General features: G+C 41.6%; 19 protein-coding genes. 12 read left to right on the forward strand and 7 right to left on the reverse strand.

The genetic code is table 11. From position 1 onward, the window contains the following. The first annotated feature begins 150 nt into the window (after positions 1-150). The 6 genes from AMBT_RS07040 (at position 151) to AMBT_RS23150 (ending at position 3,723) form a co-directional block, all read left to right on the forward strand. Positions 151-573, forward strand: coding sequence for a copper resistance CopC family protein (locus tag AMBT_RS07040; RefSeq protein ID WP_013783918.1), 423 nt, complete (start codon positions 151-153; stop codon positions 571-573). Between the two features lie 28 nt (positions 574-601). Then, positions 602-1,528 carry a CopD family protein gene (locus AMBT_RS07045; RefSeq protein ID WP_013783919.1) on the forward strand — a complete coding sequence of 309 codons (927 nt, stop codon included), beginning with the start codon at positions 602-604 and terminating at the stop codon, positions 1,526-1,528. A 46-nt stretch (positions 1,529-1,574) separates the two neighbouring features. Beyond that, positions 1,575-2,057 carry a YybH family protein gene (locus tag AMBT_RS07050; RefSeq protein ID WP_013783920.1) on the forward strand — a complete coding sequence of 161 codons (483 nt, stop codon included), beginning with the start codon at positions 1,575-1,577 and terminating at the stop codon, positions 2,055-2,057. Positions 2,058-2,342: 285 nt separating this feature from the next. Beyond that, positions 2,343-2,762 carry a hypothetical protein gene (locus AMBT_RS07055; protein WP_013783921.1) on the forward strand — a complete coding sequence of 140 codons (420 nt, stop codon included), beginning with the start codon at positions 2,343-2,345 and terminating at the stop codon, positions 2,760-2,762. Between the two features lie 94 nt (positions 2,763-2,856). Beyond that, a complete protein-coding gene (locus AMBT_RS07060; RefSeq protein WP_013783922.1) occupies positions 2,857-3,210 on the forward strand; it encodes a hypothetical protein in 354 nt (117 codons plus the stop codon). A gap of 165 nt (positions 3,211-3,375) precedes the next feature. Beyond that, positions 3,376-3,723 (forward strand): cupredoxin domain-containing protein, encoded by a 348-nt coding sequence (locus tag AMBT_RS23150; protein WP_013783923.1) that lies wholly within the window; start codon positions 3,376-3,378, stop codon positions 3,721-3,723. Between the two features lie 288 nt (positions 3,724-4,011). Here the strand turns inward: AMBT_RS23150 and AMBT_RS07070 are convergent, their stop codons facing one another. Beyond that, positions 4,012-6,219, reverse strand: coding sequence for a KAP family P-loop NTPase fold protein (locus AMBT_RS07070; protein ID WP_013783924.1), 2,208 nt, complete (start codon positions 6,217-6,219; stop codon positions 4,012-4,014). A gap of 915 nt (positions 6,220-7,134) precedes the next feature. Between AMBT_RS07070 and AMBT_RS07080 the strand changes: the two genes are divergently transcribed. From AMBT_RS07080 to AMBT_RS07105, 6 genes are read left to right on the forward strand one after another with little or no spacing between them, the layout of a single operon-like run. Beyond that, entirely contained in the window at positions 7,135-9,486 is a 2,352-nt protein-coding gene (locus tag AMBT_RS07080) for a heavy metal translocating P-type ATPase (RefSeq protein ID WP_013783926.1), read from the forward strand. Between the two features lie 9 nt (positions 9,487-9,495). Further along, a complete protein-coding gene (locus tag AMBT_RS07085; RefSeq protein ID WP_013783927.1) occupies positions 9,496-9,852 on the forward strand; it encodes a cupredoxin domain-containing protein in 357 nt (118 codons plus the stop codon). Positions 9,853-9,881: 29 nt separating this feature from the next. Next, entirely contained in the window at positions 9,882-10,181 is a 300-nt protein-coding gene (locus AMBT_RS07090) for a DUF2933 domain-containing protein (protein WP_013783928.1), read from the forward strand. Next, a complete protein-coding gene (locus AMBT_RS07095; RefSeq protein WP_013783929.1) occupies positions 10,171-10,824 on the forward strand; it encodes a methyltransferase family protein in 654 nt (217 codons plus the stop codon). The genes AMBT_RS07090 and AMBT_RS07095 overlap by 11 nt, the downstream gene beginning before the upstream one ends. A 59-nt stretch (positions 10,825-10,883) precedes the next feature. Further along, complete coding sequence (locus AMBT_RS07100; RefSeq protein WP_013783930.1) at positions 10,884-11,249, forward strand: hypothetical protein; 366 nt, start codon at positions 10,884-10,886, stop codon at positions 11,247-11,249. Positions 11,250-11,301: 52 nt separating this feature from the next. Then, positions 11,302-11,517 (forward strand): hypothetical protein, encoded by a 216-nt coding sequence (locus tag AMBT_RS07105; protein WP_013783931.1) that lies wholly within the window; start codon positions 11,302-11,304, stop codon positions 11,515-11,517. A gap of 106 nt (positions 11,518-11,623) precedes the next feature. Here AMBT_RS07105 and AMBT_RS07110 read toward each other — a convergent pair whose 3' ends face one another. The 6 genes from AMBT_RS07110 to AMBT_RS07135 all read right to left on the reverse strand — a co-directional run bounded on the left by AMBT_RS07110 (position 11,624) and on the right by AMBT_RS07135 (position 17,394). Further along, complete coding sequence (locus tag AMBT_RS07110; protein WP_013783932.1) at positions 11,624-12,961, reverse strand: APC family permease; 1,338 nt, start codon at positions 12,959-12,961, stop codon at positions 11,624-11,626. Positions 12,962-13,056: 95 nt separating this feature from the next. Continuing rightward, a complete protein-coding gene (locus tag AMBT_RS07115) occupies positions 13,057-13,797 on the reverse strand; it encodes a MauE/DoxX family redox-associated membrane protein (RefSeq protein WP_013783933.1) in 741 nt (246 codons plus the stop codon). 46 nt (positions 13,798-13,843) lie between these two features. After that, entirely contained in the window at positions 13,844-14,353 is a 510-nt protein-coding gene (locus AMBT_RS07120) for a DUF305 domain-containing protein (protein ID WP_013783934.1), read from the reverse strand. A 21-nt stretch (positions 14,354-14,374) separates the two neighbouring features. Beyond that, positions 14,375-14,791 (reverse strand): hypothetical protein, encoded by a 417-nt coding sequence (locus tag AMBT_RS07125; RefSeq protein WP_013783935.1) that lies wholly within the window; start codon positions 14,789-14,791, stop codon positions 14,375-14,377. A 22-nt stretch (positions 14,792-14,813) separates the two neighbouring features. Then, positions 14,814-15,563: a copper resistance protein B gene (locus AMBT_RS07130; protein WP_013783936.1), complete on the reverse strand. Its 750-nt coding sequence runs from the start codon at positions 15,561-15,563 to the stop codon at positions 14,814-14,816. 10 nt (positions 15,564-15,573) lie between these two features. Then, entirely contained in the window at positions 15,574-17,394 is a 1,821-nt protein-coding gene (locus tag AMBT_RS07135; RefSeq protein WP_041452515.1) for a copper resistance system multicopper oxidase, read from the reverse strand. Positions 17,395-17,463 lie beyond the last annotated feature (69 nt).

The raw sequence follows: 17,463 nt of genomic DNA on the forward strand, positions 1-17,463 counted from the left end.
AGAGGACTATTGACATGTAGTAGCGTGGCGAACTTTTTCGCCCGCGACTATGCGTCTGTGAAATTCGGCCTATCACCAACGATTCACTTTTTACGACATCAAACAAGAACAACTACATTATTTAAACAAACTATCTATTAAGGAAATAATATGAAATCAATAATCATCGCACTTTTTGTTTTAAGTCTGAGCTTAAGCATACAAGCATATGCTCATACATCGTTGGCCTCATCAATGCCGAAAGACAATGCTATGTTGATGGAAAGTCCAGACAACCTGGCTCTCAATTTTGCAGATGATGTGCGTCTTGTTGACTTAAAGGTTAAAAGTAAAAAAGGTGAGCTTGTGGATGTTGGCTTTGAACCTTCGATGGACGCAAACAAAAACTATAGTTTCAGCTTACCTTTGCTTGCTGTGGATACTTACGTAGTCTCATGGACCATTATGGGAGATGACGGTCATAAAATGAAGGGACAGCTTTCATTTATGGTGCATGTGAGCAAAAAAATGAAAGGAATGAAGCACAAAGACATGAAAAATACTTCGATGGATCATTCAGGTATGACTCATTAGTTATTAAGAGTTAAATAGGTAAATCGATATGTTGCCAGAATGGTGGACCGCATTTTTAGTGTTAGGCAAATTCCTAGTCTATTTAGGGATGATGGGTGTTATGAGCTCTAGCGCTACTTTGTTACTTTTAAAAGGCAGCAAGCAGCGCGTAGCATTCAAGGCTCATAAAAGCTGGCAACTGGTTACCTTAAACTATTCTTTTCGGCTTTCAGTTGTTGGTTTTTTTGCTAGTGTCGCTGGTTTTTTTCTTCAGACTGGCTATATGGCGGAGAAAGGATTAGCGGGTATGTTTTCTCCTTTCATGGTGGAGATGATGTGGCACTCACAGGTAGGAACTATTGCCGCAATTCGTAGCGCTATCTTTGTTTTGTTCGCGTTGCTTACGTGGTTTCTATTACAAAAACTCAAACGTGACCAGAGTTTAGTGTCATTCAAGCTACTGCTAACAAGCACCGCAATGTTTTCATTGCCGCTAGCGTTTACTTTTTCCCTGACCGGACATGCTAGTCAGTTTGTCACGTTGGGCGAAATTCAAATTGTTATCCATTCCCTCATTGGTTTGACGTGGGTAGGCTCGTTATACCCACTGATTACTGCTTGTAGATTACTCAATCACTCCGAATTAGCTTTCGTCATGAAACGTTACGGTAACATTGCCATAGTGTTGGTGTTTATCTTAGTCACGGTTGGTGTAGTAATGTTGATACAGCTACTGTCTTCCCCATCGACCCTTATATTCACCGAATATGGACTTGCCTTTTTATCCAAACTTTTTGCAGTTGCTCTAATGCTCACGTTAGCAGCTGGGCATAAGTTTTTTTGGGTACCTAGGCTACCTAACGATCAAAATGTGCGCTTTAAATTACTCAAATCAATCAAATTTGAGTTCATTATTGGGCTTTTCATTTTGTCTCTTACAGCGCTGTTAACTACTGCGCTGAGCCCGAACCTTTAACATAAATAATCGGCGTTTTCGCCAAAATAAGAAAAGGAAAATGTTTATGAAAATGACTGCTTTAAGACCCTTGACTGTTTTTGCATTTCTATTGTCATTTAGTGCAGTAGTTAATGCTCATGGAGATGAGAAACACAACGAAGAATCACAGTACTTTAGCGGAACAGATTCCGATGCAGCGACGTTAGTGCTTAAATTTCATAAAGCTTTAGAAACAGGGAATGGCGACTTAGCTGCAAGCCTTTTGGCAGATGATGTTTTAATTTTTGAAGGAAAGGGTGTGGAGCGAAGCGCCCAAGAGTATGCAAGTCATCATATGCTCTCTGATATGAAGTATTTGTCACAAATGCAAATTGAGCTTATAGAGCATCATGTAAAAGAAAACGGCACACATGCAATATCTTTGTCGAGAAGCTTGGTGAAAGGGCGATACAAAGGAAAAGAAGTAAACCATATTGGGAACGAAACCATAGGTTTAGAAAAGTTGAATGATGATTGGAAAATCACGCATATTCATTGGTCTAATTAAAAACACCGCGCTGTCGATTTCCTGTTATTAATGGGTCGGCAGCGTTTATCTTATTGTCAAAATTTTTTTTCCACCTTTCGCATTTTCATGCTAGTCCGCTTAACCCTCCTGCAAGTTAATTACTACACAAAGTTTAATTACCAAAAGGTAATCAAATTGTAATGCTTCTGCCGTGAAACAACGTTTATTTTGAATTACAGTTACATTTCAAAATTTGATGCAAGAAGCAGATTTTGTTTGCATCGAAAGACAGAAATCATTAACTCAACAACAAGGAAATTGAATATGAAAAACCTACTTATAATCGCTTTTTCCTCACTTTTGATGTTTTCCCCATTAAGTATCACCAGTGCGCATCAACACAGCGATAAATCGCATATGCCGATGAATATGATGGATGATGCATCGATAGAAAAGATGAATGAGCACATTACAAAAATGAACAGTGCCTTAGAGAAAATAAAACAAGAAAACGACCCAGCGAAACGAGAACAAATGCTCAATGAGCATGCTAAAAGCATGCAAGACATGATGGGCATGATGCATCAGTCTAAAGGTGATTCAAGCATGATGCATGGCAAGGAAATGTCTGCTGAAATGAAAATGTCCATGATGGAAAAGCGCCTTCAGATGATGGAAAAAATGATGGAGCAAATGATGGGGCATACCGTAGAAAAATCCAAAAAGGTGCATGAACACAAATAGATGCCAAGCAACTAATATGCATGATGGTTTGCGCCGCTTGATAGCAAGGTAGTTGCGTTTTGAGCTAAGGATAAACGTATTAAAGGAATTTGAAATGAATAAAACACTAAGATTAGCGACACTGATATTAATCGCAACTGCGCTTCTAAGCGGTTGTGCCAACAGTTTATACCATGATTATGTAATGAGCGGCCAAGTTGTTAGTGTCAAAGATGACAACACTCTTGTTATTTGCGTTGCAAACACAGAAAGCCTCGAAACAGGCGATGTATTTAACGTTTACAGAACGGTAATGGATAAGCTTGTTATAAATGAGGGTGAAACTGGCTATTCTCGTGAGTTTGTGGGCAAAGTGAGTCTCGGAGAAAAGCAGGATGAACACTTTGCAACCGCTAGTGTGGTCACAGGAGAAATATACCAACATGATATGGTGGAGTTCGATAAATAATTAGACATTGCTCAAACCAATAAGGGTAGCAATGGCTGCCCTATTTTTTTTCATTCGCTCTCCTGATAAATCAAGACGTACCAACCAACTTAAATATCGCTTGAACGAGCGTTTCTTTATAAACAAAAAGTAGCTGTTCAGCGAACTATATAAAAGGATTCTAAAATGCCATGGATTAGCGGCGCATTGTTTTTAATATGTTTACTACTAATACTAAGTTTTCGCCAGCACATTAAAAAGCGACATCGACACAACAGTATCTTAGTCGAGGTAAAAGACTTTCACTATCAACCCCCAAGGGTTAAATTGAAAGCTAGTAAAGCTAATCAAATTGTTTTTCTGAGAACGGATTCAAATTTATGCTCTGAATACCTGCTCTTTCCGGAGCTAGGATTATCGATAAGACTCAAACTTAATAAACAAGTATCGGTGAACTTTTCCGCTTATCCGCCAGGCGAGTATGAGTTTTATAGCGCGATGAATGTGTATTCTGGGAAACTTACAATAGTGTAGATTGGTGTAGGCTGACAAACACCGAAAGTGTCATGCTTTACAAAAGAGTATCATACCACTTTTTGATTATTGATGTACTGCGGCCGGCCGTTCCGAGCCTAAAGCCGACATAGCGGGTTCAAATTTTTGCTCAAATTAACGTAGTTTTTTTAGTCTCAAAAATCCAATGAGTGACAGACGGGTTTGGGCAGTTAGGCGATAGTCGGCATACCAATCAATATTGTTAATTTGCAGGTAAAACTGAACTCTTGAGCAGTTTTGGGTAAAAATTAACAAGCAGCGTTCTACTCAATGGTTAGCATGGTCAATTGCTGCTTGAAGTTCCGCAACTTGAGCAGAAAACTCACCAACTTTTAAACTATCCAAGCGTTCAACTGTTGTATCCCAATCGAAAAATTTACTGACGACCTCTTGAGACAGAGGGTAATACACTTTGTCACTCATTGACCATCCCCTAAGGTGGTTCAGTATCCTAATAAAACCCTCATCTGTAGCGCTGTATTCATGCACCCAGTCGATTGCTTGAGCATCTTCAGTTAAGTTCAGCCAACCATATAAGTAAGCCCTAATGTCAGGGAAATCTGGTATCAGATCCTTTGTAATTTGTTTGCTGACGCGGACTTTTAAGATAGCGATGGCATCGTCCAAAACCTTTTCTGAAATTTCCCATTGGTCCGGGGTAACCTCTTCTTTGCCGACCTTCCCGTGGCGAAACAACTGGCTTCTAAAGAACTTACCTACCAACCAATTCAACGCCTTTCCTTCTCTTGCTATCTGTAGGACAGTCGCAGCCTGTTTTTTTGGGTTCACTTCGTTTAATCGATTTAGGCACCTCTTTACAACCTTGTTAGCAATTCCATCAAGCGTAGAAGAAAATACACGATGTTTACCGTCTGCTGCCATTGCGCTATCCATCATATCGGACAGCGCTTTAACTAACCCAATAAGCTGATCTTCATCCAAGGTCGCTATGCATTCTTTGTCTAGTCGGTCTAGCACATGTTCGAACCACGTTTTGCCTGAGTTACGCCGCTTCATCACTTCTTCGGTAAGGCGAATAGCCAACTGATCGTCATTTTCCCTTGCCAACGCTAAGATATGATTGAAATCCTCATCTGACATAACCGTCTTTGGACCAGTGAGAGCAAAGTAAAATCGATAATGCAGTGGACTACCGAGCCTTTTAAGGGTAATCGCGTCAGCAACATCAGCCGAATCCATCTTGTTAAAAACGCTTTCTTCTGATTTTTCAGCCTCTGACACACCCGGAATAAAACGTTGCAAATTCCAAATCGAATCGCTAGAGAAAGGATCTTTAGAAGGCAAGAGCGTCTTTAACTGCTTACCTATTCTAGACTTTTCATCAAGAGAGACACTTGCGTCTCCAGTGACTAATACAGAGCGTATTGAAAGATAAGACTCAATCCACTGATAAAGTTTGTATTTTGTAATTTTGATCAAGTGCAGACGGCAAAAGTCAGGGAAATATACATCGTCTTTGATTTGCGGAAACACAAAGCGAATGCTATTCAAAGCAAGTTTGACTTCACGAGGTGTAGTTAGCCCCATTCCTTCTTGGTCTACAGCTAATTTTAAATCATTTAGTAGATCGCCGTTGGCGTCGGAACCCATGACGTCGGCAAAGATCGCTTTTGCTTCATCTAGAAATTGGTTGCGAAGATCAAATGGCTCTGGAAGCGGAATATTGAAAGTGAGCTGCACGATTTTTTGAAGGAAAAGGTCACCATCTTCAACTTTCAGACCCGTCTTTAGAGCTTGAGCCAGGATTTCACGGTCGTAACACATCAGGTATGCTACTTTTGGAAAATCAGCGACGGAGCGAACTAACCGAACAACTTCAACTGCTTGCTCTGGTTCAAGGCGATCCAGATCATCGAGAATAACAACAAAGCCAACATCCAACGCTTGGATTTTGTCAGATATTTTTTGCTTTAGCTCAGATGGTGTTGATCCACTAGGTATAAATTTTTCAGCCACTGTTGCAGCGCCTTCTAATGCTTTTCCTGTAATCTGAACTCCTGGAATGAAGTGTCCGGCGAGATTGGCAACTGGCGCAAACTTCCGGGCCGTCTGTGGACCGTAGTCCTTTAAAAGCCGGCCGACTTCAGCCATCTGTTTTTTAATGGCAATTTTTTTCTTGCCAGCAGTTTCAGCAATTTCATCTTCTTTGGCCTTTAGTATTGCAGTCATCGGTCCTAGCAATGACATGACCATCGATGAGGTATCACCATTCAGCCACGGCGCGATTGTAATGGTATGAATTCCTGTGTCTTGCGCTGCAACAAGTTCAGTGCGTAGAAAGTTCAAAAGTGACGTTTTTCCTGAACCCCAGCGGCCTTCAAGACCGATAACTATGCCATCGCCCTTTGATGCTTCAACGATTGACGGGGCAAGTCGTTGTGCTATGCCAACAAAGCCGAATTGATCTTTCGTTTCATTTACAAGGGCCCGGTCTGAGTCCAGAGATGTGGTCATATTACTGTCCAACCCAAATTATAGTTTGTTAGAATAAAAAGAAAATTAACTCAGAATAAACATTATTTCTTGTCTATTCAACAAAGGTAAAACTGGTCTACAAAAAGATAAGACATGGCGCTATTGCATGCTTTAAAAAGTTTATCTACGTCTTGTTTCTCACTGGGTTTGAATGCTAAGTCATACTGTGCCACAACACTATTGAAATTCGCAACTAACCAGTTTGGTGGCGATCAAGATCGTCATAACCAGCTTTTAAGCCTTGGCTATGTCCTCAAAAGCACAAACTTCTCATACAAATTTGAATGGCGTACTGCCCCTTTTGCCGTTTACTTGTCTGTCAAGGCCAACTATAAAAAACTAGTATTTAGCAAAAAATGACAACTAAAATCCAAAAACAGATCCGTCCGCTATCTTGGGCAATCCAGCCAGTCGAAACGTCCACAAAGTATGATACATTTTTGTGAATCTTCACTTAGCAATATTTATCTCGAAGCGCAAAAAGTTATGCGTAGTCAGTGATGATTTAATTAAAAATTCAGGGCTACACCATTGATTACTCATGACCTCGCTTCTCGCGAATAATAGCCTAAAGATGTTCATAATGTTGGGTTAGTCCAATTTCTAGCTAAAAGTCTTCTAGTCAATTAGTAGCCGTTCACATTGTCGTTTTTGCGCATACCAATTATTTATTTCATAAATGACAGAAAAGTAATCAAACTGTAATGCCAGTGCCGTGTTCCTAACATCTTACACCGTTAAAATTATGTTTAATCTAAAAGCAACTTTATTGCTTTTTGTCTTGCTCCCGTATTGCCCCTAATTACTATGCAATCAGAGTCAAAAAAATATGAATCTATGCAAATACAGAGCACAGAAAAAAGTTAACCGCGCCAATAACACGACGGAGTCTAAATGACTGCAACTGAAAAAGTTACCCAAAAGACAACGAATAATTGTTGTTGTAGCAAGCAAGCCCAATCAGCGAGCGAAACTCCTGCGGTCAAAGACATAACCAACCAAGAGCCAAATAATCTATCAGAAAATCGATTTATAATTGAAGGAGCCAGTTGTGCCAGTTGCGTCAACAAAATTGAGGCGGCGTTAAACAATCTGCCTAGAGTTAAACGAGCGGAGATGAACTTCGCTCAGCGTGTTGTCACGGTAACCGGAGATACATCGGTTTCAAATATTATAGAAGCGGTGGAAAAAGCCGGATACAAAGCAAAATTAGACGACAGCGATTCTGAGCAAGAAGCTCTGGACGAAAAAGAAAAAGCCGACTGGCAATACTACAAAAAATTAATGCGCGAAATGGCCGTTGCGTTGTCGCTTGGTGTGCCATTGATGATTTACAGTCTGGTCGTTGGCGAAATGACAGTAACAACTACGACAGAAAGACTCGTTTGGTTAACCGTCGGATTGCTGACTTTTGGCGTAATGGTTTTTGCGGGTAAACATTTTTATGTGGGCGCTTGGAATTCATTTAAAAATCATTCTGCGAATATGGACACATTAATAGCTCTCGGAACAGGAACTGCTTGGCTTTACTCAATGGTGGTTGTTTTTGCTCCTGATGTGGTTCCCCTAATGGCAAGACACGTATATTTTGAAGCAACTGCAATGATTATTGGTTTAATCAATCTTGGCTTAGCTCTTGAGATTAAGGCGCGAGGTAAGACTTCAGAAGCGATTAAGCGTTTAATTGGCCTGCAAGCTAAAACAGCCCGTGTTATTAGAAACAATAAAGATGAAGATATTCCAATAGAACAAGTGTTGCTCGATGAGCTTATTCGCGTCAGGCCAGGTGAAAAAATATCAGTAGACGGCGTGGTGGTAGAAGGACACTCCACAGTTGACGAATCTATGTTGACCGGTGAGCCGATGCCTGTAGAAAAAACAGAGGGGGAAGAAGTCGTCGCTGGTACGATTAATAAATCAGGCTCAATTATTTTTAAGGCAACGCGCGTAGGCAAAGATACGGCGCTTGCCCAAATTATCAACATGGTAAAACGCGCTCAAAATTCAAAGCCTCCGATAGGACGTTTAGCCGATATCATTTCAGCTTACTTCGTGCCCGTTGTCATGATCATCGCCGTAATAAGCGCTCTAGTTTGGCTAAACTTTGGGCCGTCTCCAGCTATTGCTTACGCAATTGTGTCGGCAACAACAGTTCTCATCATCGCTTGTCCATGTGCACTTGGTTTAGCGACACCGATGTCAGTAATGGTAGGAGTAGGCAAAGCCGCAGAAGCTGGTGTGTTGATAAGAAACGGCGAGGCGCTGCAAACAGCCAGTAAAATTACTACGATGATTTTAGATAAGACAGGCACTATTACAGAGGGAGCACCTAAGGTAACCGATGTATTGTTAGTACCCGGTCAAGATGAAAAACAAGTGCTAATGCTCGCGTCGAGTATCGAAGCAGGCTCAGAACATCCTTTAGCGATGGCGATAGTTGAAAGTGCCAAATCAAAAAACATATTACCTAAAAAAGTCACTCAGTTCTCCTCGATTGCTGGGCAGGGCGTTGAAGCACAGCTTGAGGGCGACACGCTTTTGTTCGGTAACGAAAAGCTAATGAAAGAGCGAAATATTGACATTAGCGACTACGTCGAAAAAGCCCAAGGCTTAGCCTCTGAAGCTAAAACCCCAATGTATTTTGCGGTTAATTCATCACTTGTTGCAGTAATTGCAGTTGCCGACCCAATCAAAACTGATTCTATTGATGCAATAAAGCGACTTCAGAACAATGGAATTCGGGTAGTAATGCTAACTGGCGATAATCGTTCAACGGCAAAAGCAGTAGCTGAAAAAGCTGGTATCACAGAGTTTGTGGCTGAAGTAATGCCTGAGGAAAAAGCAAATAAAGTAGCTGAGTATCAAACGATGGGAGAAATCGTGGGTATGACAGGTGACGGTATTAATGACGCACCCGCCCTGGCTCACGCAGATGTAGGCTTTGCAATAGGTACAGGTACTGACGTAGCCATTGAAAGCGCTGATATTACGCTAATGCGGGGCTCTCTTCATGGTCTTGCTGACGCAATTGCGGTGAGTAAAGCCACTCTAACCAATATTAAGCAAAACCTATTCGGAGCATTTATTTACAACGTTGCGGGTATTCCATTCGCTGCCGGTGTTTTATATCCATTTTTCGGTCTTTTATTAAGTCCAGTAATAGCTGGTGCTGCGATGGCGTTTTCATCACTAACAGTCGTCACCAACGCCAATCGTTTGCGATTTTTTAAAGCAAAAGAGCATTAGGAGATTGTGATGATGCTATGGATCAACCTTGTAGGAATTGCGCTTATTGTTCTAATCGTCTGGTGGTTTTGGTTGTACAAAGAGCACAATATTAGTATTGCTGAAGGTTCGTTAGAGGTTTTGGTAAAAGACGGTATTTACCAACCAGCACACATCAAAATCAGAGCGAATGAAGAAAGACAAATAGTATTTCATCGAGCTGATGGGACTCCTTGCGCAGAAATGCTATCAATACCCGATTTAGATATTTCAGAACGGCTACCTTTAAATAAGAAGACAGTTATATCACTTCCAGCGCTACCATCAGGTGAGTACGCGTTTCACTGTCAAATGCAAATGTATAAAGGGAAGATAACGGTTCAATGATTCGTTAGCTTTCAAAAAGGAGAATAAATATGAGCAATTCAAATTTATCATTTTGGAAAACGCCCTCTGGGTGGGCTGCACTGGGACTCATTGCTGCTGCGAGTTACTTTTTATTTTTTGAGCATGGCGAGCATGTGTGGCCATATTTGCCTTACCTGATTCTGTTACTTTGCCCCTTTATGCATTTTTTTATGCATGGGAGTCACGGGCACGGTCGTCATAATAACGAGCAAAAAGAGACAGAAGAGGACCAAATGACGTTCAAAGAAAGGCCTCAACAGAAAACAACTACAAACATCGAAGAAAAGAGAGAAAACGATGCACGGTGAATCCGACTATGGCCTGTGGGGCTTAGTTTTCATAAATTCGGCCATTTTTATATTTTTTGCATTCAGCTTTGTAAAACCGCAATCAAAGACCGATTGGAGAAGCTTGGGGGCTTTTTCCGCTTTTATATTTGCTTTGTTCACAGAAATGTATGGGTTTCCACTCACCATCTATTTTTTGTCAGGCTGGTTAACAGAGCTTTACCCAAACACAGATTTTTTTGCACATGAAAATGGACATTTGCTCCGAACGATTTTAGGTCTTGAGGGGGATGCCCATTGGAGCATATTGCACATTATTAGCAATGTACTCATAGTTGCTGGTTTCTTTATTTTATCTTCTGCGTGGAACGTTCTACATCATGCGCAGAAAAACCATTCGCTTGCCAATACAGGTTGGTATGCAAGATGTCGCCATCCACAGTATTTAGCTTTTATTATCATAATGTTTGGCTTTTTATTGCAATGGCCCACCATCCCGACATTGATCATGTTTCCAATATTGACACTAGTCTATATTCGCTTAGCGAAACGTGAAGAAAAGGCTGCGATAGCCGAATTTGGGGAGCGTTATTTAGCATACAAAGATAACACGCCTGCTTGGCTCCCTAAATTAAGCAGTTCAAATCTACAATATGGCAATTAACGTTTTTTGTAAAACGCGATGGTCGAAGGTATCAATATATTTATAGGCAGGAGAAAACAATGAGTAACAAACATCATAGAGTTGGTGTGAGTGAATTAAATTTAGTAATTCGTCACCTTCGACTGACGGGTGTGACTGCGGACAATTTAGACCTAATTATCAGAGATATAGATTCAACCATCGGCGTTGATGCAGTGTCTTTTGAAGAGTCATCCAACACGCTTCATATTGGTTATGATGCGACGCATTGTGAACTGGATGGCATCGAGAATATAGTTCGAACGCACAGAGCCGACATTTCGGACGATTGGTGGACGCATTTTAAAGAGGGCTATTATCAATTTGTTGACGAAAATATTCGCGAAAATGCCAAACGTAAGCCATGGAGCTGCCATACAACTGATCAGGGCAAGCGCTCTAAATAAAAAGACTTAAAACATCGTTCAAAACCTTTTTAATCTTAAGGAGACATTATCAATGCAGATTTCTAACAACACGCCAGTTTATCAACCGATTGTGAATGACAAATTGGAAAAAAATCATCAAACAGCAGAAGCAGAAGCAGAAACAGAAACGTCCAACTGTAAAAAGAAAGAAGCTGAAGAGAGCGCCATTGCGGAGGCGAATAAAGTGAATGGTAATAACCAGACCGAGCCGAGTGAAATTAAGCAATCAATATCTGTGAAGGTGTAACTAGTAGAGCTCCTATCCACACGTCTATCGGACTGATTCATTTTTATAGAATGTTCAGGCCGATAAACGTACATTTCCCGCACTATATCCTCAAAGTTTTTTCATTCTAGCCATCGTGGGCATGTCCTTCATCGCCATCATCTTCGCGCTTATGCCTGAGGAAAAAGCGCTCATAGGCAAAAACGGCAACAATGCCAATGCCAGCAATGATGATAATCTGTAAATCATCACTGCCTTTGATCCAAATGAATGCGAGAAGAACAACAGCATCTAATATAATTGCGGTGATCACCACCAGTGGGTTTGCTCCAACGTCTTTTCTAAGTACCTTTAATACGCCCCAATGAATGATAATATCCATTACTAGGTAAAAAATGGCTCCTAAAGATGCGATCCTTGAAAGATCAAAAAAAGCGGCAAGTAGTCCGGCAGCAATTACAGTAAAGACCAAAGTATGCTTTTGAATATTACCGGGCATACCAAAGTGCCGATGGGGGATCAAATTCATATCTGTCAACATTGCCAACATACGCGAAACCGCAAAAACGCTGGCTAGTAGACCCGATGCGGTCGCTATTATTGCAATACCCACCGTAAACCAAACACCATACTGTCCGATAGCGGGACGAGCCGCTTCAGCGAGTGCGTAGTCCTTAGCTGCAACTATCTGTTCGACCGTTAATGTGGAGCCTACGGCATAGCAGACTAATAAATAGATAACCAAACAAATTAATAAAGACACTATAATTGCTCGCCCAACATTTTTGTTTGGGTCGACCACCTCGTCGCCGCTATTGGTGATAGTTGTAAATCCTTTGTATGCTAAAATCGCCAATGCGGTCCCAGCTAAAAATCCACTAGCAGAGGAGTTTGCACTTACATCAGCGCTAGCGGGTTGAAAAGCAAACCCTGCTGCCCAGAGTGCTACAAGGGCGAAAATTAATATGCCGCCAATTTTCAAAACGGCTGTAACCTTGGATACACTTCCAATTACCTTGTTACCCGCAACATTTACAACAAATGCAAAAATGATGAGTCCGATAGCTAGTATTGGGACTAATATGCTATTTTCTTGCACATCAAATAACTGAAGGGTGTACGTGCCAAACGTTCGGGCCACCAGACTTTCATTAATAATCATTGAAAGTGCCATTAATAATGCGGCACCTCCGGTCACGGCACTTGGTCCATAGGCCTTTTTTAATATCATTGCGATCCCGCCCGCAGATGGATATTTGTTTGAAACCTTGATGTAACTGTAGGCACTAAATCCACTAATAATGGCGGCTATGATGAATGCCAGCGGGAAAAGCGAACCTGCATATTCCGCGACTTGACCGGTGAGCGCAAATATTCCTGCTCCAATCATTACGCCAGTGCCCATCGCTATTGTACCGGTTAAACTTAAGCTTCCTTTTTCATAATCTTCGTTGTGAGAACTCATTGTAAATATTCCTTAAAATGCGGTTTAAGAAAGACTATTTTGTGGAGACACAAATCTATTTTGTTTTTAAAGCTTTAAATATGTCTCCACCGTCTTTAAATCATTGCGGTTGAGAGCATCCATAACCCTGCGGCAATCATAAAGAGATTTTCTGTGAGTGATACAATGCCAAGCGGTACGTTACTATCACCGCCCACGCATGCACATTTGAGTTCACGCTTATCAATATACACCGCTTTGAATACTGAAACTGCGCCTACTGTCCCGATAAATAGAGAGACAGGGCCAACGAGATAACCAGACAGGCCTGCCAGCATTCCGATTCCAGCGAACGCTTCGGCAAAGGGGTAAATGTAGCCGTAGCGTATATTCCTCATAGCGAGTAAGTCATAGGTGATGAAGGAGTTCGTAAAACTATAGAGATCTTTAAGCTTTTGAATCGCTAGTAAGCTCATGCTAAATGCAACAAATAATTCTATAACTTGAATGAAAAAATTGCTTTGAACAAAGGCATATGCGATTGCTAGTGCCATTAACAATGCAACTGAAAATATTGCAATGACAGGTGTATAGGTGGTGCCCGTTTGTCCTGCTTCCCCTAAATCGAAATATTCACGTAGATCGTCATACCCTCCGATTCTTTCTCCATTGATAAACGTTTGAGGGGTTGTTTCTACTTCGTGTTCGTTTTTGAACTTATCGGTTTCTTCACGACTTGCTAGCTTGTGATCCTCTACTTGATACCCTTCTCGTTTTAGTAGGTCTTTAGATCGCAAGCCATAGGGACAAATGTGCTCATCTGTATGCATTCGATATAATTTTGCTCTTAATTCCATGGTTTTCTCCTAACTATAAGTAATTTGTAATTTTTCAATGGCGTGTCTATTTTTGACCGAAATCCGGTACTTGACGACTTTCAACTTCAGCTTCAGTTTTTACTTGACCATTCTTCTCTATGTCCTCTAATAACCATTTCATTTCCTTGATCTCTCGCTCTTGCGCCGCAATGATTTCGTTTGCTAGCTTGAGGACTCGCTTATCTGAGATATTGGCTCGCTCGCTAGTTAAAATCGCAATAGAGTGATGCGGTATCATTGCTTTCATCCACGCTTCATCAGCGATGGTTGATTGAGAGCGGACTAAGTACAGTGAGATCACGAAGATGAGTCCGCTACCTAGCAAAATTGTCCAATTCTTGGCTTTGTTCTCATACATGTTAAGCATGAATAGCAACATAATGATTGCCATTATTGAGCCCATGTAGATAGCCATGTAAAACCGCGTCTCGCTAAAAAAAATGTGGTCAAATGCATATGTATTGAAATACATCATTAACAGCATGGCCGCAGTTGATGTAAAGATCATTGCTAAAAATTTTGTATATTTAGTCATCACGTTATCCTGTCAGTCCTTTTAGGACTGATTCATTGTTTTAAATATTAGAGAGGCTGAACAGCTAACAAGCAAAAAGCCCGTCATTGCCTCCAAACCTGATAAGAAAATTAAATGCCCAATTGGCTCTAGTTGAGCTAGTCCTAAGGTGGTTAAGTTAATGAGTGAGAAGTAATAAATTTCAGTAAAATAAAGAGAACTTGATCCCTGCAAATCGCCTAGACCGATCTCTATAGATAACAGAAACCCTACGGCGAACCAAAAGGCAGCTATCAACTGGCTAAAGGTTATGCCATAAACTACTGCAATGAGCTTTAAGTATGCAGAAAGGTCTGAGCTAACAACGTAATTTTTTAACGCTCTGAGGCTTAAAAAATGACTCGTCGTAGCGAGGCCTATTGCGACTAAAGCTATCATCAACTGAATAATTACTTCCATTGATTGCTCCTTTTTAAAGCACTTAAAACCAGAATCGAGCACCCACCACGAAACCAGTTTCACTTACCGACTCACCCTTGTTTCGAGCAATATCAGCGCTATTACCGAGACTCCGACTCCAATAAAAGCCTGCGTATGGTGCAAACTCTCTTGCAAACTCATAGCGATATCGCAAACCTAAGCGTATCGAATTGAAGCCAGAGGGGCGGTCAAACCTTTCAGATTCTGAAAGCGAACCAGCAAGGGCAAGTCTCGGTTGTAAGAATGACGTTTGGGTTACTCTTATTTCATATTCGGCTTCTACTGAGAAACTGACATCACCATCCTCATTAATCACAATGGAGTTATCCATTTCGAATTGATAAGGAGCAACCCCATACAAGCTAATGACGGCATAGTTCTCCATACTCGTATCGCTACTTAGCAGTCCTCTTGTGCCAATACCGGCTTGAAATTCCCAAAATGGCGCAATTAATTTACTAGCAAGAAGCTCAGCTCGCTCTAAATCTGTTGGTTCGCCATCATCTTGCTTGTTTTCGCCTTCATTTTTGAAGTAAAGGCGATAGGTATCACCGCCGTACCATCCGATCATGTCCCACACTCCGATGTTCTCTTCATCGTTTGTGCGTGTATATTCAAAACGGTCAAATAAAATCATGCCCGTGTTGTACTGTTCGACTGGTTTCGGCCAATCTGATGGAATCTCTTGCGCATTAGACGATGCGCAAAGACCAATTAGTAAAGTACTGAAAATTTTAGACGTGTTTTTCATATAATTTCCCCTACGAGACTGATACGATTCTGAACATGCCCGCATCCATGTGATAGAGCAGGTGACAATGGAATGCCCAATTTCCGGGGGCATCTGCGCTTATCAAGAGCGACACTTTTTCGCTGGGTTTTAAACTTATCGTATGTTTTCGGGGGGGCGGATAATTCCCGTTTTCTAACTCCATCCACATACCGTGCAAGTGGATTGGATGGTTCATCATAGAATCGTTCACTAAAATCAAACGAATTCGTTCGCCATACCTAAAATGAATAGGGCCATCGACTTCGTTAAATTTGAGTCCATCAAACGACCACATATAACGTTCCATATTGCCAGTAAGATGTAATTCAATAGTTTGGGTCGGCTCTCTGGTGTCGGGCCATTCCTCAGCGCCGGTCAAGTCGCTGTATAATAGTACCCGATGTTTTGCGTCCTCTAAGCCAATGCCTGGCTCATCAAGTCGACTGGTAGGGTTTGTTGCAAGCATACTTGCACCGGGTCCATGACCCTCCTCATCATGCTCTATATTAATATTATCTACCGGGAGCGCTCGCGTATGCATCGATGAATGGTCATTCATTGTGTCCATTGATGACTCAGAAGACCCCTCTTTATTCATTGGCTTATTAGATTGCTTGTTCATGCCTTCCATCCCGGCCATATCTGAATTCATCCCCATGGCCGCCATGCCACGCTCTGGCATTTCACGCAATGTTGGCACAGGCGCTTCTTTTCCAAGTTCAGTACTGAGCGTTCCACGAACGAAGCCACTTCTGTCCATGCTTTCTGCAAAAAGAGTGTATGTAGTCGTGCCGATTGGCCTTACAATGACGTCATAGGTTTCAGCAACCGCAATTCGAAGTTCATCGACTTTAACGGGTTTTATTGGTTGTCCATCAGCAGCCACTACCGTCATTTCGAGGCCCGGAATACGAAAATCAAAATACGTCATGGCGGAGCCATTTATGAGCCTTAATCGAATGCTTTCATTGGGCTTATAGAGCGCGGTCCAGTTGGTTTGAGCATCTCTGCCATTCATTAAATATGTATATGTGGAGCCTGTTACATCGAGAATATCTCTGGGATTCATCCGCATATTGGCCCACATAGCTCTTTCTTTTACTGTATTAACAAAACCTTGCTTTTTAATATCGTTAACAGTGTCGCTTATGGTGCGTTGTTGATAGTTGTAGTAACCCTCTGCCACTTTCAAATGCCTGAACACATCGTGTGGATCTTCAAAGGTCCAATCGCTTAACTGAATGACATGCTCCCTGTCTGCACCTATGTCACCGTCGGAAGGGTCAATGATGACCGGGCCTAAGTGCCCCAGTTGCTCTTGCAGTCCCGAGTGGCTGTGATACCAATAGGTGCCGTTTTGTTTTATATCAAATTCATAGGTAAACGTAGAGCTCGGGTCGATACCAGGAAATGAAACGCCAGGTACTCCATCCATGTTAAATGGGAGAATAAAACCATGCCAATGAATAGACGTGCTGTCTGGTAATTCGTTGGTAACATGAATCTTAACTTGCTGACCTTCTCTTAACCGGAGCAATGGGCCAGGTGATATGTCGTTGATGGTAATAGGGCTTGCAACATCGCCGGCAATTTTCTTTTGCTGGCGAGAAATAGTCATGTTGATGTTTTTCCCACTTACTACTGCATCCCCGTAGTTTACCTCTGCAATACTGTTGTCATTTTTGCTATTGCTATAACCCTCTGCGAAAGCCCAAGGTGCTCTCATCTGACCTAGCAGGGCAAAGCCACCAGTGGCATAAGCCGCGTTTCTCAAAAAAATGCGCCTATGTTGCTTCATTCGATTATTCATAAGAACCTCACTTCTTTAGCGATATGTGCGATACGCTGCACTGTTTACATGTTTGTAAGGTAGTAACCT

Origin of the sequence: Alteromonas naphthalenivorans (assembly GCF_000213655.1) — a bacterium.
In the GTDB taxonomy this organism is placed as follows: domain Bacteria; phylum Pseudomonadota; class Gammaproteobacteria; order Enterobacterales; family Alteromonadaceae; genus Alteromonas; species Alteromonas naphthalenivorans.

What these genes read in the sequence shown, in the direction of transcription:
- AMBT_RS07135 (WP_041452515.1), bottom strand. Translation starts at nt 17,394, where the DNA reads ATGAATAATCGAATGAAGCAACATAGGCGCATTTTTTTGAGAAACGCG.
- AMBT_RS07100 (WP_013783930.1), top strand. Translation starts at nt 10,884, where the DNA reads ATGAGTAACAAACATCATAGAGTTGGTGTGAGTGAATTAAATTTAGTA.
- AMBT_RS07105 (WP_013783931.1), top strand. Translation starts at nt 11,302, where the DNA reads ATGCAGATTTCTAACAACACGCCAGTTTATCAACCGATTGTGAATGAC.
- AMBT_RS23150 (WP_013783923.1), top strand. Translation starts at nt 3,376, where the DNA reads ATGCCATGGATTAGCGGCGCATTGTTTTTAATATGTTTACTACTAATA.
- AMBT_RS07125 (WP_013783935.1), bottom strand. Translation starts at nt 14,791, where the DNA reads ATGGAAGTAATTATTCAGTTGATGATAGCTTTAGTCGCAATAGGCCTC.
- AMBT_RS07060 (WP_013783922.1), top strand. Translation starts at nt 2,857, where the DNA reads ATGAATAAAACACTAAGATTAGCGACACTGATATTAATCGCAACTGCG.
- AMBT_RS07115 (WP_013783933.1), bottom strand. Translation starts at nt 13,797, where the DNA reads ATGGAATTAAGAGCAAAATTATATCGAATGCATACAGATGAGCACATT.
- AMBT_RS07080 (WP_013783926.1), top strand. Translation starts at nt 7,135, where the DNA reads ATGACTGCAACTGAAAAAGTTACCCAAAAGACAACGAATAATTGTTGT.
- AMBT_RS07085 (WP_013783927.1), top strand. Translation starts at nt 9,496, where the DNA reads ATGATGCTATGGATCAACCTTGTAGGAATTGCGCTTATTGTTCTAATC.
- AMBT_RS07040 (WP_013783918.1), top strand. Translation starts at nt 151, where the DNA reads ATGAAATCAATAATCATCGCACTTTTTGTTTTAAGTCTGAGCTTAAGC.
- AMBT_RS07055 (WP_013783921.1), top strand. Translation starts at nt 2,343, where the DNA reads ATGAAAAACCTACTTATAATCGCTTTTTCCTCACTTTTGATGTTTTCC.
- AMBT_RS07045 (WP_013783919.1), top strand. Translation starts at nt 602, where the DNA reads ATGTTGCCAGAATGGTGGACCGCATTTTTAGTGTTAGGCAAATTCCTA.
- AMBT_RS07050 (WP_013783920.1), top strand. Translation starts at nt 1,575, where the DNA reads ATGAAAATGACTGCTTTAAGACCCTTGACTGTTTTTGCATTTCTATTG.
- AMBT_RS07110 (WP_013783932.1), bottom strand. Translation starts at nt 12,961, where the DNA reads ATGAGTTCTCACAACGAAGATTATGAAAAAGGAAGCTTAAGTTTAACC.
- AMBT_RS07090 (WP_013783928.1), top strand. Translation starts at nt 9,882, where the DNA reads ATGAGCAATTCAAATTTATCATTTTGGAAAACGCCCTCTGGGTGGGCT.
- AMBT_RS07130 (WP_013783936.1), bottom strand. Translation starts at nt 15,563, where the DNA reads ATGAAAAACACGTCTAAAATTTTCAGTACTTTACTAATTGGTCTTTGC.
- AMBT_RS07120 (WP_013783934.1), bottom strand. Translation starts at nt 14,353, where the DNA reads ATGACTAAATATACAAAATTTTTAGCAATGATCTTTACATCAACTGCG.
- AMBT_RS07095 (WP_013783929.1), top strand. Translation starts at nt 10,171, where the DNA reads ATGCACGGTGAATCCGACTATGGCCTGTGGGGCTTAGTTTTCATAAAT.
- AMBT_RS07070 (WP_013783924.1), bottom strand. Translation starts at nt 6,219, where the DNA reads ATGACCACATCTCTGGACTCAGACCGGGCCCTTGTAAATGAAACGAAA.